Annotated in this window: 12 protein-coding genes; 6 read left to right on the plus strand and 6 right to left on the minus strand. The window is 70.3% G+C overall.

Translation table 11 applies throughout. The features are described 5' to 3' along the window. Positions 1 to 91: 91 nt before the first annotated feature. On the minus strand, positions 92 to 2,038 hold the full coding sequence (gene gyrB, locus ACZ31C_RS04315; RefSeq protein WP_465794118.1) for a DNA topoisomerase (ATP-hydrolyzing) subunit B: 1,947 nt from the start codon (positions 2,036 to 2,038) through the stop codon (positions 92 to 94). A gap of 538 nt (positions 2,039 to 2,576) precedes the next feature. Between gyrB and ACZ31C_RS04320 the strand changes: the two genes are divergently transcribed. Continuing rightward, the gene (locus ACZ31C_RS04320; protein WP_396743764.1) at positions 2,577 to 3,158 is read left to right on the plus strand and encodes a hypothetical protein; all 582 of its coding nucleotides are present in this window, start codon (positions 2,577 to 2,579) and stop codon (positions 3,156 to 3,158) included. A gap of 52 nt (positions 3,159 to 3,210) precedes the next feature. Here the strand turns inward: ACZ31C_RS04320 and ACZ31C_RS04325 are convergent, their stop codons facing one another. From ACZ31C_RS04325 to dnaA, 5 genes are all read right to left on the minus strand, one after another. Beyond that, the gene (locus tag ACZ31C_RS04325) at positions 3,211 to 3,819 is read right to left on the minus strand and encodes a DciA family protein (protein WP_465794361.1); all 609 of its coding nucleotides are present in this window, start codon (positions 3,817 to 3,819) and stop codon (positions 3,211 to 3,213) included. 130 nt (positions 3,820 to 3,949) lie between these two features. Continuing rightward, complete coding sequence (gene recF / locus ACZ31C_RS04330; protein WP_465794119.1) at positions 3,950 to 5,083, minus strand: DNA replication/repair protein RecF; 1,134 nt, start codon at positions 5,081 to 5,083, stop codon at positions 3,950 to 3,952. A 15-nt stretch (positions 5,084 to 5,098) separates the two neighbouring features. Beyond that, on the minus strand, positions 5,099 to 5,971 hold the full coding sequence (gene gnd, locus ACZ31C_RS04335) for a phosphogluconate dehydrogenase (NAD(+)-dependent, decarboxylating) (protein ID WP_465794120.1): 873 nt from the start codon (positions 5,969 to 5,971) through the stop codon (positions 5,099 to 5,101). A 41-nt stretch (positions 5,972 to 6,012) separates the two neighbouring features. Then, positions 6,013 to 7,146: a DNA polymerase III subunit beta gene (dnaN, locus tag ACZ31C_RS04340; RefSeq protein WP_396743755.1), complete on the minus strand. Its 1,134-nt coding sequence runs from the start codon at positions 7,144 to 7,146 to the stop codon at positions 6,013 to 6,015. A 776-nt stretch (positions 7,147 to 7,922) separates the two neighbouring features. Continuing rightward, positions 7,923 to 9,767 (minus strand): chromosomal replication initiator protein DnaA, encoded by a 1,845-nt coding sequence (gene dnaA / locus ACZ31C_RS04345; protein ID WP_465794121.1) that lies wholly within the window; start codon positions 9,765 to 9,767, stop codon positions 7,923 to 7,925. 629 nt (positions 9,768 to 10,396) lie between these two features. On the opposite strand from dnaA, the gene rpmH reads away from it, so the two are divergent. The 5 genes from rpmH to ACZ31C_RS04370 all read left to right on the plus strand — a co-directional run bounded on the left by rpmH (position 10,397) and on the right by ACZ31C_RS04370 (position 13,068). Then, positions 10,397 to 10,534 carry a 50S ribosomal protein L34 gene (rpmH, locus tag ACZ31C_RS04350; RefSeq protein ID WP_067300964.1) on the plus strand — a complete coding sequence of 46 codons (138 nt, stop codon included), beginning with the start codon at positions 10,397 to 10,399 and terminating at the stop codon, positions 10,532 to 10,534. 32 nt (positions 10,535 to 10,566) lie between these two features. Further along, the gene (rnpA, locus tag ACZ31C_RS04355; RefSeq protein ID WP_465794122.1) at positions 10,567 to 10,989 is read left to right on the plus strand and encodes a ribonuclease P protein component; all 423 of its coding nucleotides are present in this window, start codon (positions 10,567 to 10,569) and stop codon (positions 10,987 to 10,989) included. A gap of 44 nt (positions 10,990 to 11,033) precedes the next feature. Beyond that, positions 11,034 to 11,279, plus strand: coding sequence for a membrane protein insertion efficiency factor YidD (gene yidD / locus ACZ31C_RS04360; RefSeq protein ID WP_217706055.1), 246 nt, complete (start codon positions 11,034 to 11,036; stop codon positions 11,277 to 11,279). Then, positions 11,276 to 12,268, plus strand: coding sequence for a membrane protein insertase YidC (gene yidC / locus ACZ31C_RS04365; RefSeq protein WP_465794123.1), 993 nt, complete (start codon positions 11,276 to 11,278; stop codon positions 12,266 to 12,268). The genes yidD and yidC overlap by 4 nt, the downstream gene beginning before the upstream one ends. 212 nt (positions 12,269 to 12,480) lie before the next feature. Continuing rightward, a complete protein-coding gene (locus ACZ31C_RS04370; RefSeq protein WP_396743745.1) occupies positions 12,481 to 13,068 on the plus strand; it encodes a protein jag in 588 nt (195 codons plus the stop codon). Positions 13,069 to 13,125 lie beyond the last annotated feature (57 nt).

The following is a 13,125-nucleotide window of genomic DNA, read 5'->3' on the forward strand; positions in this document are numbered from 1 at the left end:
TGTGGATAACTGCTGTGGATAGCGGCCAAGTTGTGGATAACTCTGTGGACCGGCCTGCCGGGCCGACGTTGCGACCCGGCAGGCGCGCCCGTCAGATGTCCAGGAAGCGGACGTCCTTGGCGTTGCGCTGGATGAACGAGCGGCGTGCCTCGACGTCCTCGCCCATCAGTACGCTGAACAGCTCGTCGGCGGTGGCGGCGTCGTCCAGGGTGACCTGACGCAGCGTCCGGGTCGCCGGGTTCATCGTGGTCTCCCACAGCTCCGGGTAGTTCATCTCGCCGAGGCCCTTGAACCGCTGGATGTCGTCGGGCTTGGCGTTCGGCTTCTTCTGCTGACGCAGCGCGATCAGCCCGTCGCGCTCCCGGTCGGAGTACGCGTACTGCGCGTCGTCGCCCTTCTTGTTCCACTTGATCTTGTAGAGCGGCGGGGCGGCGAGGTAGACGTGACCGAGCTCGACCAGCGGTCGCATGAAGCGGAACAGCAGGGTGAGCAGCAGCGTCTGGATGTGCTGACCGTCGACGTCGGCGTCGGCCATCAGCACCACCTTGTGGTAGCGCAGCTTCTCCATGTCGAAGTCGTCGTGGATGCCGGTGCCCAGCGCGGTGATCAGCGCCTGCACCTCGTTGTTCTTGAGCACCCGGTCGATCCGGGCCTTCTCCACGTTGAGGATCTTGCCGCGGATCGGCAGGATCGCCTGGGTACGCGGGTCACGGCCCTGCTTGGCCGAGCCGCCCGCCGAGTCGCCCTCGACGATGAACACCTCGGACTCGCGCGGGTCGGTCGACTGGCAGTCGGCCAGCTTGCCCGGCATCGAGCCGGACTCCAGCAACGACTTGCGTCGGGCCAGCTTGCGTGCCTGCTGGGCGGCGATCCGGGCGCGGGCGGCCTGGGACGCCTTGGTGATGATGATCTTCGCCTCGGCCGGGTTGCGGTCCAACCAGTCGACCAGCCGGTCGTTGCAGACCCGCTGGACGAAGCTCTTCACCGGGGTGTTGCCGAGCTTGGTCTTGGTCTGACCCTCGAACTGCGGGTTGGTCAGCTTGACCGAGATGATCGCCGCGAGGCCCTCGCGGATGTCCTCACCGGAGAGCTTCTCGTCGCCCTTGAGCAGCTTCTTGTCCGCGCCGTAGCGGTTGACCACGCTGGTCAGCGCGGCCCGGAAGCCCTCCTCGTGGGTGCCGCCCTCGTGGGTGTTGATGTTGTTGGCGAAGGTGTAGACCGACTCGCCGTACGACTCGTTCCACTGCATGGCGATCTCGAGCGACATGCCCTCTTCCTCGGAACCGAACTCGATCACCGTCTTGTGCATCGGGCTCTTGGAGGCGTTGAGGTGCCGGACGAAGTCGGCGATGCCGCCCTCGTACTGGAAGGTCACCTCGCGGAGCTTGCCCTCCTCGCCCTCGGCGACCCGCTCGTCGAGCAGGTGGATCTTGAGGCCACGGGTCAGGAAGGCCATCTCCTGGAGGCGGCGGTAGATCGTCTGGAAGTCGAAGTCGACCGTCTCGAAAACGTCGGGGTCGGGCCAGAAGGAGACCGCCGAGCCGGTGGTGTCGGTCGGCTCGCCCTTCTCCAGGGTGGTGGGCTTGGAGTGGTGGTACTGCTGCCGCCAGACGAAGCCGTCCTTGTGAATCTCCACGGCCATCTTGGTGGAGAGGGCATTGACGACCGAGACGCCGACGCCGTGCAGACCACCGGAGACCGCGTACGCCTTGCCGTCGAACTTGCCACCGGCGTGCAGCACGGTCAGTGCCACCTCGACGCCGGGCTTCTTCAGTTTGGGGTGCAGGTCGACCGGGAAGCCACGCCCGTTGTCGGTGACCCGGACGCCTCCGTCGGCGAGCAGCACCACGTCGATCGTGTCGCAGTGACCGGCCAGCGCCTCGTCCACCGCGTTGTCGACGACCTCCCACACGAGGTGGTGCAGGCCCCGCTCGCCGGTGGACCCGATGTACATACCGGGCCGCTTACGGACCGCCTCCAGACCTTCGAGGACGGTGATCGACTCGGCGCCGTACTGCTGATTGTCCTGCGCTGCCACCCTCGGCCACTTTCTCGCGCCGTCCGCGCCGTCAGGCACGTCCGGCGCGGGTTCGGCGGACAGACGCGACGTCGGCACGCAGACCGGCACCGGGGACAGAATCCGGGGTACGGGTCGAACGCGCCGGTCGCCGCGGGTGCCCGCGGATCGCGATCGGCTCGACCCGAGTCGGACAATGATCGCGGGCCCGTGTCGGACCCGTGACCCGTCGCTCCGCACCGGGTCTTCGTCTCACACCAATCTTACTGTGCGCGGGCGACAGAACCACCACTCGGCACCCCTTCGCGGCGGCTGAGATTAACGCAGCGGGCCGAACCGCGCTGTCTGCGACTCCCCCTACACGCAAGGGCATGATCGCCGGATCCGTCGCGTGACGGCGACACGACCCGGGCGGCGCTGCCGACAGCGCTACTGGCGGGTATCGCCCACCATGGTCTTGCCGTCCGTTCGTGTTGGCGGGCCGGCCTTGATCTTTCACGGCCGGAACCGGACGATCGACCCGATTGACCCACCCGTGCCGTTGAGAGGTGACACCAAGATGGGGCTGGACAACGTCGCGGTCCAGTGGCCGCGGACCGGCCAGTTCTACGATCCGGTCGCGCCGGCCGACTTCGTCGACTTCGGCGAGATCGTCGACGTGCCGGGGATCTCGGCGCCGACCGCCGCGCTCGCCGAGCTGATCGCGAAGACAGGTACGGTCCGGGCCACCGCGTACACAGAGGTGGTCGATCTGATCCTCGGACTCGACGGTGTGCTCTACGCCACAGACGCGGCGGCCGAGGACGAGGACCCGGTCATCGACCCGGACGGCTGCGCCTGGATCGCGGGCGGCATCGAGCGCTTCGTCATCGCACACCGTCCGCACGGTGAGGCGGTCACCTTCGAGTCGGTCGGCACCGTGCTGCGGTCGCTGCTCGCCGACGGTCGCCTGGCCGAGCAGCAGTTGCGGTGGCTGGACAGCCGGCTGGACGCCCTGCTGGACGAGAGCGGTGCGCCGCCGCAGTGGACGTTCACCTGCGCCGAGCTGAGTGTGGTGGCCGCCTTCTACCGGCGCTGCGCCGAACGGGGCTTCGCCGTCTACGCCGAGTCGGCCGCGCCGCGTCGCGCCGCGCACTCCTGACCGCAGGCGTACGCCGCACCCCGCGGGGTGCGGCGTACGCCACGCGGATTCCTCAGCCGTACGTGTCGCGGGGGCCACGGCCGCGTACCCGGCGTGGGCCGCGCGACCAGGACGGCGCGGCCGGGCCGTGGATGTGCAGCTTGCGCACCACGTTGTGGCCGACCTCCCGGGCGATCTGTTGCAGCAGCGATCCGGCGAGCAGGCGGAGCTGGGTCGCCCAGGCGGTGGACCTCGCCTCCACGGTCAACTCGCCGTTCTCCAGCTTCACCGGACGGCTGTGCTGGGCCACCTCCGGCCCGACGACCCGCTCCCACGCGCCGAAGACGGTCGCCTCGGCGGCCGGCTGCTGCCATCCGCGCGACTTGACCAACCGTGCCAGCACCGTGCCGAGCAGTTGCGGATCACGCGGATCCGGTCCCGGGCCGGAGTAGCCGCGTAACCGCCGTTCTCCCGAACCCGCTCCGGTGACGCCGCGTCGGCGCGGTTTGGCAGCGGTCTCCCGGCGGGCCTTCGCCGCGTCCAGCACCGCCCGCGCGAGCTGCGGCCCGGACGCGCCGTCCGCACCGGCTACGGAGGTTCCCGCGTCGGCGCTCACGCCGGCCGGGCCGGCGTCCCGGCCATCGGCCGGCTTCCCGGCGGGCCCGCCGGCACCCGCCTCCACGCCGCCCGTCGGGGCGGTCTGGCCCGCGCCACGCGTACCCCGGCCCCGGGGCGCTCGTCGGGGCGCTGCGGCGCTGTCGTCGGCTCGCGGGGCTCGGGCAGGTGCCGCGTCGGTGCGCGGCCGGTCCGGTTCATCCGACACGGCGCACCGTCCCCTCGGCCACCTCGAAGCGGGCGCCGCGCAGGGCCGCCGGTACGTCGTCGGCGACCGCACAGGTCACCAGCAGTTGGCTGGCACCGCCGACCAGGTCGGCCAGCCGCTCCCGCCGTCCGGCGTCCAACTCGGCGAAGACGTCGTCGAGCACCAGGACCGGTTCGATGCCGTCGCCGCGCAGCAGGTCGTAGCCAGCCAGCCGGAGCGCGAGCGCGAACGACCACGACTCGCCGTGGCTGGCGTACCCCTTGACCGGCAGCGGGCCGAGCGTGAGGGCGAGTTCGTCCCGGTGCGGACCGACCAGGGTGGTGCCCCGCTCGATCTCGGCGGACCGGGACTCCGCGAGCGCGGTGGCCAGGATCTCGGCCAGGGCCTCCCGGTCGGTGGTCGGCTCGGCGAGTTCCACCGACGGCCGGTACGCGATCCCCGCCGCGCCGCGTCCGGCCGCCACCGCGTCGTACGCCTTGGCCACGTGCGGTGCCAGCGCGGCGACCAGTTCCAGCCGACCGGCGAGGAGTTCGGCGCCGTGCCGGGTCAGGTGGGTGTCCCAGACGGCGAGGGTGGAGAGGTCACCGCCCCGGGAGCCACCGGTCTTGCGGGCCAGGTACGCGGTCCGCAGCAGGGCGTTGCGTTGCTTGACCACCCGCTCGTAGTCGGCGCGGACCCCCGCGTAGCGGGGCTGACGCGACACCAGCAGGTCGTCGAGGTAGCGGCGGCGTTCCGCCGGGTCGCCCCGGACGAGTTCCAGGTCCTCCGGCGCGAACAGCACCAGCCGCAGCGCACCGAGCACGTCCCGGGCGCGGCGGGCCGGGGAGCGACCGAGTCGGGCCCGGTTGGCCTTGCCCGGCACGATCTCCAACTCGACCAGCAGTTCCCGGCCCTCGTGCACCACCGCGCAGCGGATCACCGCGGCGCTGGCCCCGGCGCGTACCAGGGGCGCGTCGGTGGCGACCCGGTGCGAGTCGAGCGTCGCCACGTAACCGAGCGCCTCGACCAGGTTGGTCTTGCCGACGCCGTTGGCACCGATCAGCACGTTCGGCCCCGGTTCGAGGTCGACGCCGACCCGCTCGTACGAGCGGAAGTCGACCAGTTCGATCCGGCGGACGTACACGGGGCCGGACGCCGGTCAGCGCTTACGGACGGCGTGCCCGCCGAACTGCTGACGCAGCGCGGAGACGGCCTTCAGCGCCGGTGACTCGTCCTGCCGGGACGCGAACCGGGCGTAGAGCGACGCGGTGATGACGTGGAGCGGTACGGCGAGCCGGACCGCCTCGTCGACCGTCCAGCGGCCCTCGCCGGTGTCCTCGGTGTAGTCGCTGAGCTGGTTCAGCTCCGGGTCCTCGTCCAGCGCGCGGTCGAGCAGGTCCAGCAGCCAGGAGCGGACCACGGTGCCCTCGCGCCAGGACTTGATCACGCCTGGCACGTCGGTGACCAGCTCCGAGGCGGCCATCAGCTCGAAGCCCTCGGCGTAGGCGTGCATCAGGCCGTACTCGATGCCGTTGTGCACCATCTTGGCGTAGTGGCCGGCACCGACCGGACCGGCGTGCACGAACCCGAACTCGCCCTCGGGCTTGAGCGACTCGAAGATCGGCTTCAGCCGCTCGACGTGCTCATCGGCACCGCCGACCATCAGGCCGTAGCCGTTCTGACGGCCCCACACGCCGCCGGAGACCCCGACGTCGACGTAGCCGATGCCGCGCTCGTTGAGTCGCTCCGCGCGCAGGGCGTCGTCGCTGAACCGCGAGTTGCCGCCGTCGATGATGAGGTCGCCCGCGCCGAGCACGTCGGCCAGCTCGTCGATCGTGGCATCGGTGACGGCGGCGGGCACCATCACCCAGACCGCCCGGGGCGCATCCAACTTCTCCGCCAGCTCGGCCAGGCTGGTGACGTCACTCAGCTCCAAGTTGTGGTCGAGGCCGACCACCTCGTGACCGGCAGCGCGCAACCGCTCGCGCATGTTGCCGCCCATCCGGCCGAGTCCTACCAGGCCGAGCTGCATCGGTTCTTACCTTTCGGTGGGTTTCGGGTGTGCTCTACCGATCAGCGGGACACGCGGATCGGCATGATGAGGTACCGGTACCCAGGGATGAGCTCGCCATCCTCGCCGGCGGGGGAAATGACCGCAGGCTTGAAGGCGTCGACGAACTGCAACACGGCGAACTGGGACCCGAGGTTGGCCAGTCCGTCGATCAGGTACTGCGGGTTGAAGCCGATGGTGAGCGGCTCGCCGGTGAAGGTGGCCTCCATGGCCTCGCTGGCCCGGGCCTCCTCGGTGCCGCCGGCCTCGACGACCAGGCCGTCGGCGCTGAAGCTGAGCAGCACCGGGGTGGTCCGCTCGGCGACCAGCGCGACGCGCTTGACGACCTCGATGAGCGTGCTGACGGCCACCCGGGCGTCGGCGTTGTGGGTGGCCGGGAAGAGCGATCGCACCGGCGGGTAGTTCGCGCCGTCCAGCAGGCGGCTCGTGGTCCGCCGGGTGCCACCGGAGAAACCGATCATGCCCTCGCCGGCCGCGCCCTGGGAGAGGGCGAGGACGACGTGCCCACCGAGCGGCCCGAGGGTCTTGGCGGTGTCGTTGAGGGTCCGCGCCGGCACGAGCGCGTTGATGCTGGTCTCCGGGTCGTCCGGGTTCCACTCCATCTCGCGCAGCGCCAGCCGGTAGCGGTCGGTGGCGAGCATGGCCAGCGTGCCGCCGGAGAGCTCGACGCGTACGCCGGTCATCATCGGCAGCGTCTCGTCCCGGCTGGCGGCGACCGCCACCTGGGCGACCGCGGAGGCGAAGGCGGCGGCGTCGACGGTGCCGGCGCTCTCCGGCATCTCCGGCAGGGTCGGGTAGTCCTCCACCGGCATGGTGGGCAGGGTGAACCGGGCGCTGCCGCAGACCAGTTCGAGGTGCGCGCCGACGGCGGCGATGTCCACCGGCTTGGCCGGCAGTGCCTTGGTGATCTCGGCGAGCAGGCGACCGGAGACCAGCGCGGCGCCGTCGGCGTCACCCTGAACCTCCACGGTCACCTGGCTGGAGACCTCGTAGTCGAAGCCGGAGACCTGCAGGCTGCCCTCGGTCACCCGGAGCAGCACTCCGGCCAGCACCGGTACGGACGGCCGGTTGGGCAGGCTCTTCGCGGTCCAGGCCACGGCCTCAGCGAGCGCGTCGCGCTCCACTCGGAACTTCATCAATGCCTCCGCGTCGACGTCGACGTCGTCAACTCTCTCATGCCGGCCGCTACCCACCGACCCACCTGGCGTGCGGGTACCCATCGCACCTTAGGGCGCGAGGGTATCGGCTGTGCGCCCGACCCCTGGCGATCGAGTCGATGCTGACGGGTGCCTCCGACAGCATCGGCCCGATCCACAGGAAGTCCAACGGTGATGATTGGTTTTCGTTCTCTTAGAAGAGATAACCCATCGTCTTCATCGCACCTGTGCAAACTGTGGAGAACTCGCGTCGACGCAGGTCAGGACGTTATCCACGTGTGGTTTCGCTGTGGAGAACCCGAGGTAAAACTCGCCTGGTGGTCCACAGGCCCTCGTCGTGCACCGCGTTGTCCACCGTCGTCCACCGGTTGTCCACCGGTAATCCACCGACTTTCTCCCCAGTCCTGTGGACAGCCGAGACCGTCTCGGACCCCGTCATCCCCAGAACCTTCAACAGGGCGTCCACAGGTGGGTCGTCGTCGGTGGACAGAGCGACGCGTTGTCCCCAGTCGCCCACAGGCGTCCACAGGGTTGTCCCCAGGGTTTCTCCACAGCCTGTGGGTAACCGGGTGCCGACGGTTCGTGGTTATCCACCGGCGGTGGACAACGAGCTGTGGACAACGAGCGCGGGCCGGAGCGGACACGCCTGCGATGGTGTGGTCTACACCTCGTCGAGAGTCCACGGTCGAGACCAAAAAGAGACCCGACCGGAGGGCTCCGGCCGGGTCGTGGGCACCGCTTAGCGGGCGTACGCCTCAGGTGTTCTGCTTGATCCGGTTGGTCAGCTCGGCGATCTGGTTGTAGAGCGAACGCCGCTCGGCCATCTGCTGACGGATCTTGCGGTCGGCGTGCATCACGGTGGTGTGGTCCCGTCCACCGAACGCCTGCCCGATCCGGGGCAGTGACAGGTCGGTCAGCTCCCGACACAGGTACATGGCCACCTGGCGGGCGTTGACCAGCACCCGGGAGCGGGAGTGCCCACGCAGGTCCTCCAGGCTGACACCGAAGTAGTCGGCGGTGGCGACCATGATCTGGTCGGCGGTGATCTCCGGGCCGGCGCCGTCCGGGATGAAGTCCCGCAGCACCTCCTCGGCCAGCGACAGCTCCACGCTCGACCGGGTCAGGCTGGCGAAGGCGGTGACCCGGATCAGGGCACCCTCCAGTTCCCGGATCGAGTTCGACACCCGGGACGCGATGAACTCCAGCACGTCCGGCGGGGCGTAGAGCCGCTCCTGGGCCGCCTTCTTCTGCAGGATCGCGATCCGGGTCTCCAGGTCCGGCGGCTGGATGTCGGCGAGCAGGCCCCACTCGAACCGGGTCCGCAGCCGGTCCTCCAGCGTCGCCAACTGCTTCGGCGAGCGGTCGGAGGTGATCACGATCTGCTTGTTGGCGTTGTGCAGCGTGTTGAAGGTGTGGAAGAACTCCTCCTGGGTGCGCTCGCGGTTCTCCAGGAACTGGATGTCGTCGATCAGGAGGATGTCGACGTCGCGGTAGCGGCGCTGGAACGCACTGGTCTTGTCGTCCCGCAGCGAGTTGATGAAGTCGTTGGTGAACTCCTCGGTCGAGACGTACCGGACCGAGCGGGCGTTGCCCAGCGTGGTGGCGTAGTGCCCGATGGCGTGCAGCAGGTGGGTCTTGCCCAGCCCCGAACTGCCGTAGATGAACAGCGGGTTGTACGCCTTCGCGGGTGACTCGGCCACCGCCACGCTCGCCGCGTGCGCGAACCGGTTCGAGGAACCGATGACGAACGTCTCGAACATGTACTTCGGGTTGAGCCGGTTACCGCCGCTGTCCGCGCCGGTCGGCAGCCGACGGTCGTCCCGTCCGACCGGGCGGTGGTCGGCGTTGCCCCGACCGGGCCCACTGTCGGTGCCGCCGTCGTTCGGCATCGCCCGGATCACGTGCTGGTCGCGGGGAGAGACCCCGTGGGCGTCGCCGTACCGTCCGGCGAAGCCGTGCGGACCGCTCTGCGGCGAGTCCATCCGGCCACCCTGCTCGGTGAAGCCCAGTCGGTCGGCGGGCCGCCGGGGCACCTCGGTCGGCCGGTCGTGCGGTCGGGACGGTTCGCCGAAGGCGTGGCCGAAGAGCGTCTCCTGGCCGTCGACCAACGGAGGACCGTGACCGGTACGCCCACCGCCGTCGGCCGGTGGCACCTCCGCCACGGGCCGGTCGAACCGGCCCGGCTGCGGCTGTTCCGGGATCAGCGGGAGCTGTTGCCGACCGGGGTCACCGGCGGGGCCGACGTCCGACCCGTGAGCGTCGAAGTCGACCGGGCCGTCCTGAGGGCCGATGCCGGGCTCCGGCGAGCTGCGGTAGACGGTGCCGGTGGGGTGCCCGTCCTCGGGTACGCGGACGGTGACCGCGACCTGGATCGGCCGACCCAGCCGACGGGTGAGCGCCTCGGTGATGGCCGGCCGCAGCCGAGACTCGATCACGTCCCGGGTGAACGCGTCCGGCACCGAGAGCAGCGCGGTGTCCTCGACGATGGCCCGTAGCCGGGTCAGCCGCAGGTACGCCCGCTGCTGCGCGGAGATGATCTCGTCGGCGAGCTCGTCCGTCGTCGCCGTCCACACCGCGGCAAGGTCGGTCGTACCGGCCACCGTCGTGCCACCCCCTCGCCTCTGCTCCCCCGGACGCCGCCGTTTTCCGGCTGTCCGGATGCCTGGTACCGAGCGGTGTGACTTCTCACCCACCCGGACGCCGCACCGGTCGTCCTCCACAAGTTATCCACAGCCTGTGTGCCGACCGATTGTGGCCGCCCGCCGGGCGCGGGTCGGACCTGCCCCCCTGCCGTGGCCGGGCGCTGAAGCGGGTTCACCGTGCCGAACGATTCACTACCGTGTCCGGTCTTGCCTGGCGGCGACATCCCGGAACTGGAGACGCTGACCGCAATCGGGCACGGTAACAGCGATGTCGCCGCATCATCAACCGTCGACGCGCCTGGCACGTTGTCGGCATCAGCGAAATCCCCCGCTTTCGGGCGGTTGTCGCCGCAGGTGACGGCCCGACCGCGCCGGTTTGACGGTGATTGCCCCCCGACCTAGGCTGGAGGGGCTGCTCTCACGCCCTCTGCTAGGGTGATGGGTGCTTGCTGCCCGTGGTCGCGCCCCGTAACGCCGGGGTGACAAGCCATCCGGGCAGCGCCGATCGGGGCCACCGCAGCGGCGGCCTGGACCACCACGACCCGGACGATCCACGTGTCCGGGCGTCCGACAACGGAGAGCCTGACGTGAGCAAGCGCACCTACCAGCCGAACAACCGCCGGCGCGCGAAGACCCACGGCTTCCGGCTGCGCATGCGCACCCGGGCCGGCCGCGCCATCCTTTCGACCCGCCGCGCCAAGGGCCGCACCCGCCTGTCGGCCTGAGGCCGACAGGGTCCGCTCCGGGGACGGCAGTCGTGCTGGCGGCCGCACAACGACTGCGGCGCAGCATCGACTTCGCCGCAGCGGTTCGCGGTGGCCGACGAGCCGGTCGGGGCACGCTCGTCGTGCACCTGACGCTGCCGGTCACACCCGGAGCCGCAGAAGTAGCGCCGAAGCCGGCGCGGGGCGGTGCGGAGGAAGACTCCGCACCGGTGTCCCGCGCCGGCTTCGTGGTTTCCAAGGCGGTCGGGCCCGCGGTGGTCCGTAACCGGGTCCGTCGCCGGTTGCGGCATCTAACCCGGGAACGGCTCGCCGCGCTGCCGGCCGGGAGCACCCTCGTCGTACGCGCGCTGCCGGCCACCGCCGACGCGACGTACCAGCGACTCGGTGCGGACCTGGACGCGGCGCTCGCCGCCGCCCAAGCCGGCCGGACCGGCCGGGAACGGCGGCCACGGTGAGCTCAGAGCCCACGTCGCCGCGCCCGGCTACCACCGGTGCCCGAGTGCTGACCCTGCCCGTCATCGCGTACCGTCGGTGGATAAGTCCGGCGTTGCCGGCCCGCTGTCGGTTCTACCCGTCGTGCAGTGCGTACGCCCTGGAGGCGATTGCCCGGCACGGCGCGCTGCGGGGAGCCGGTCTGACGGTCCGGCGACTGTCGCGCTGCCACCCATTCCATCCTGGTGGATACGACCCGGTACCGGAGCCGGGCAGCCGCCGACCTGCCGACGTGACTGGAGCCGAGAATTGAGTCTCGACTGGATCTACTACGCGATCTCGTGGATCCTGCTGGCCTGGCATTCGGCCTGGGAGGCCATCGGGATTCCCGACGCCACGGTCCTCGGCACGAACTGGGCCTGGATTCTCGCCATCGTCTTCCTGGTGGTCACCGTCCGGGTGATCCTGTTCCCGGTCTTCGTCAAGCAGATCAAGTCCCAGCGGGCCATGCAGGCGCTCCAGCCGCAGGTGAAGGCGCTGCAGGAGAAGCACAAGGGTGACCGGGAGACGCTCCAGAAGGAGATGATGGAGCTCTATCGGAAGGAAAAGGCCAACCCGTTGATGGGCTGCCTTCCGATGTTCCTCCAGATCCCCGTCTTCCTCGGCCTGTTCCACGTCCTGCGTCGCCTCAACCCGGACCCGGCGAAGAACAACAAGGACATCTACGGCTGGACGGTCGACCAGTTCAACAGCGCCTCGGACGCGACCCTCTTCACCGCGCCGATCGCCAGCAAGTTCGGCTCCACCGCCGCGGAGCTGGCGCAGCTCGGTGCCAACGGCACCGTCGTGAAGATCATGGCCGGTGTCCTGGTGCTGGTGATGATGGGCACCACCTACCTCACCAGCCGCCAGATGATCCTCAAGACCGGCTGGGCCGAGGACCCGCAGCAGCGCATGATCCAGCGCCTGATGCTCTACGGCATCCCGCTGTCGCTGCTCATCTCCGGTGCCATCTTCCCGATCGGTGTGATCATCTACTGGGTCACCAACAACCTCTTCACCCTCGGCCAGCAGCAGTGGGTGCTGCGGAAGTTCCCGCCGCCGGTGACCGCCACCAGCAAGCCGGCCACCACCGCCGCCGCGCGGAACGGCGCGCAGCCGGCCAAGAACCGTGGCCTGTTCGGCCGCAGCAAGCCGGCCGAGGCGCCGCCCGCGCCGGCCGCGCCGAAGGTCGCCGGCCCGAAGCCGGGCGCCAAGCCGACCAACCCGAAGAAGAGTCGCCCCGCCAAACGGCAGGGCTGAAACGGCCGGGCCGCCGTCGGGAGACCGACGGCGGCCCGTTGCGCGACGTGCTGCCGCCGAGAGGCCGGCGCCGGAGCGTGGAAGCGCCGCCTACGACGTGGCGAACGGGCGACACTGCCCTACAGACGTGCCCGTGGGCACCGGCGACGTCCCGCCGGCCGCGGGAAACCAGCGGACCCGAGGTCCGGCCGAGTGAGTACGGAGATGACACCGTGACCGACACCAGCATCCCCCGCGCCGACCAGCCCCTGGACGACGAGGAGCCGACGGCGGCGGCTCCGGTCGACGGCGAGCCGGAGGAGACCGACGCCGAGAAGGCGCCGAGCAAGGCCGCCGGTGAGGGCGACCTCTTCCGGCAGAGCGAAATCGCAGCCGACTACGTCGAAGGGCTGCTCGACATCCTCGACTACGACGGCGACATCGACGAGCTGGTGTCGGGCGGCCGTCCCGTGGTGGAGGTCGTCGGTGGCCGGCTGCAGAACCTGGTCGGCCAGCGCGGCGCCACCCTGGAGGCGCTTCAGGAACTGGCCCGGCTCGCCGTCTTCCGGCAGACCGGCTCGCCCAGCCGGCTGCTGCTCGACGTTGGCGGCTACCGGGCCAACCGGCGCAAGGAACTCGCCGCGGTGGCGCGTAACGCGGTCGAGAAGGTCAAGGAGCACGGCGAGGCGGTACGCCTGGAGCCGATGTCGGCCTTCGAGCGCAAGTGCGTCCACGACGTGGTGAACGCGATCGACGGCGTGGAGAGCGAGTCCGAGGGCGTCGAGCCGAACCGCCGCATCGTCGTTCAGCCCGCAGGCTGACGGGTGACCGCAGACGACGCCAGGGGCGTTTCCCCGTCCGGCCCGGGTGGTACGCCG

It is taken from the genome of Micromonospora sp. NPDC023869 (genome assembly GCF_055559695.1).

Coding starts and splice junctions, on each gene's coding strand:
- dnaN (WP_396743755.1), bottom strand. CDS start 7,146: ATGAAGTTCCGAGTGGAGCGCGACGCGCTCGCTGAGGCCGTGGCCTGG.
- ACZ31C_RS04320 (WP_396743764.1), top strand. CDS start 2,577: ATGGGGCTGGACAACGTCGCGGTCCAGTGGCCGCGGACCGGCCAGTTC.
- gnd (WP_465794120.1), bottom strand. CDS start 5,971: ATGCAGCTCGGCCTGGTAGGACTCGGCCGGATGGGCGGCAACATGCGC.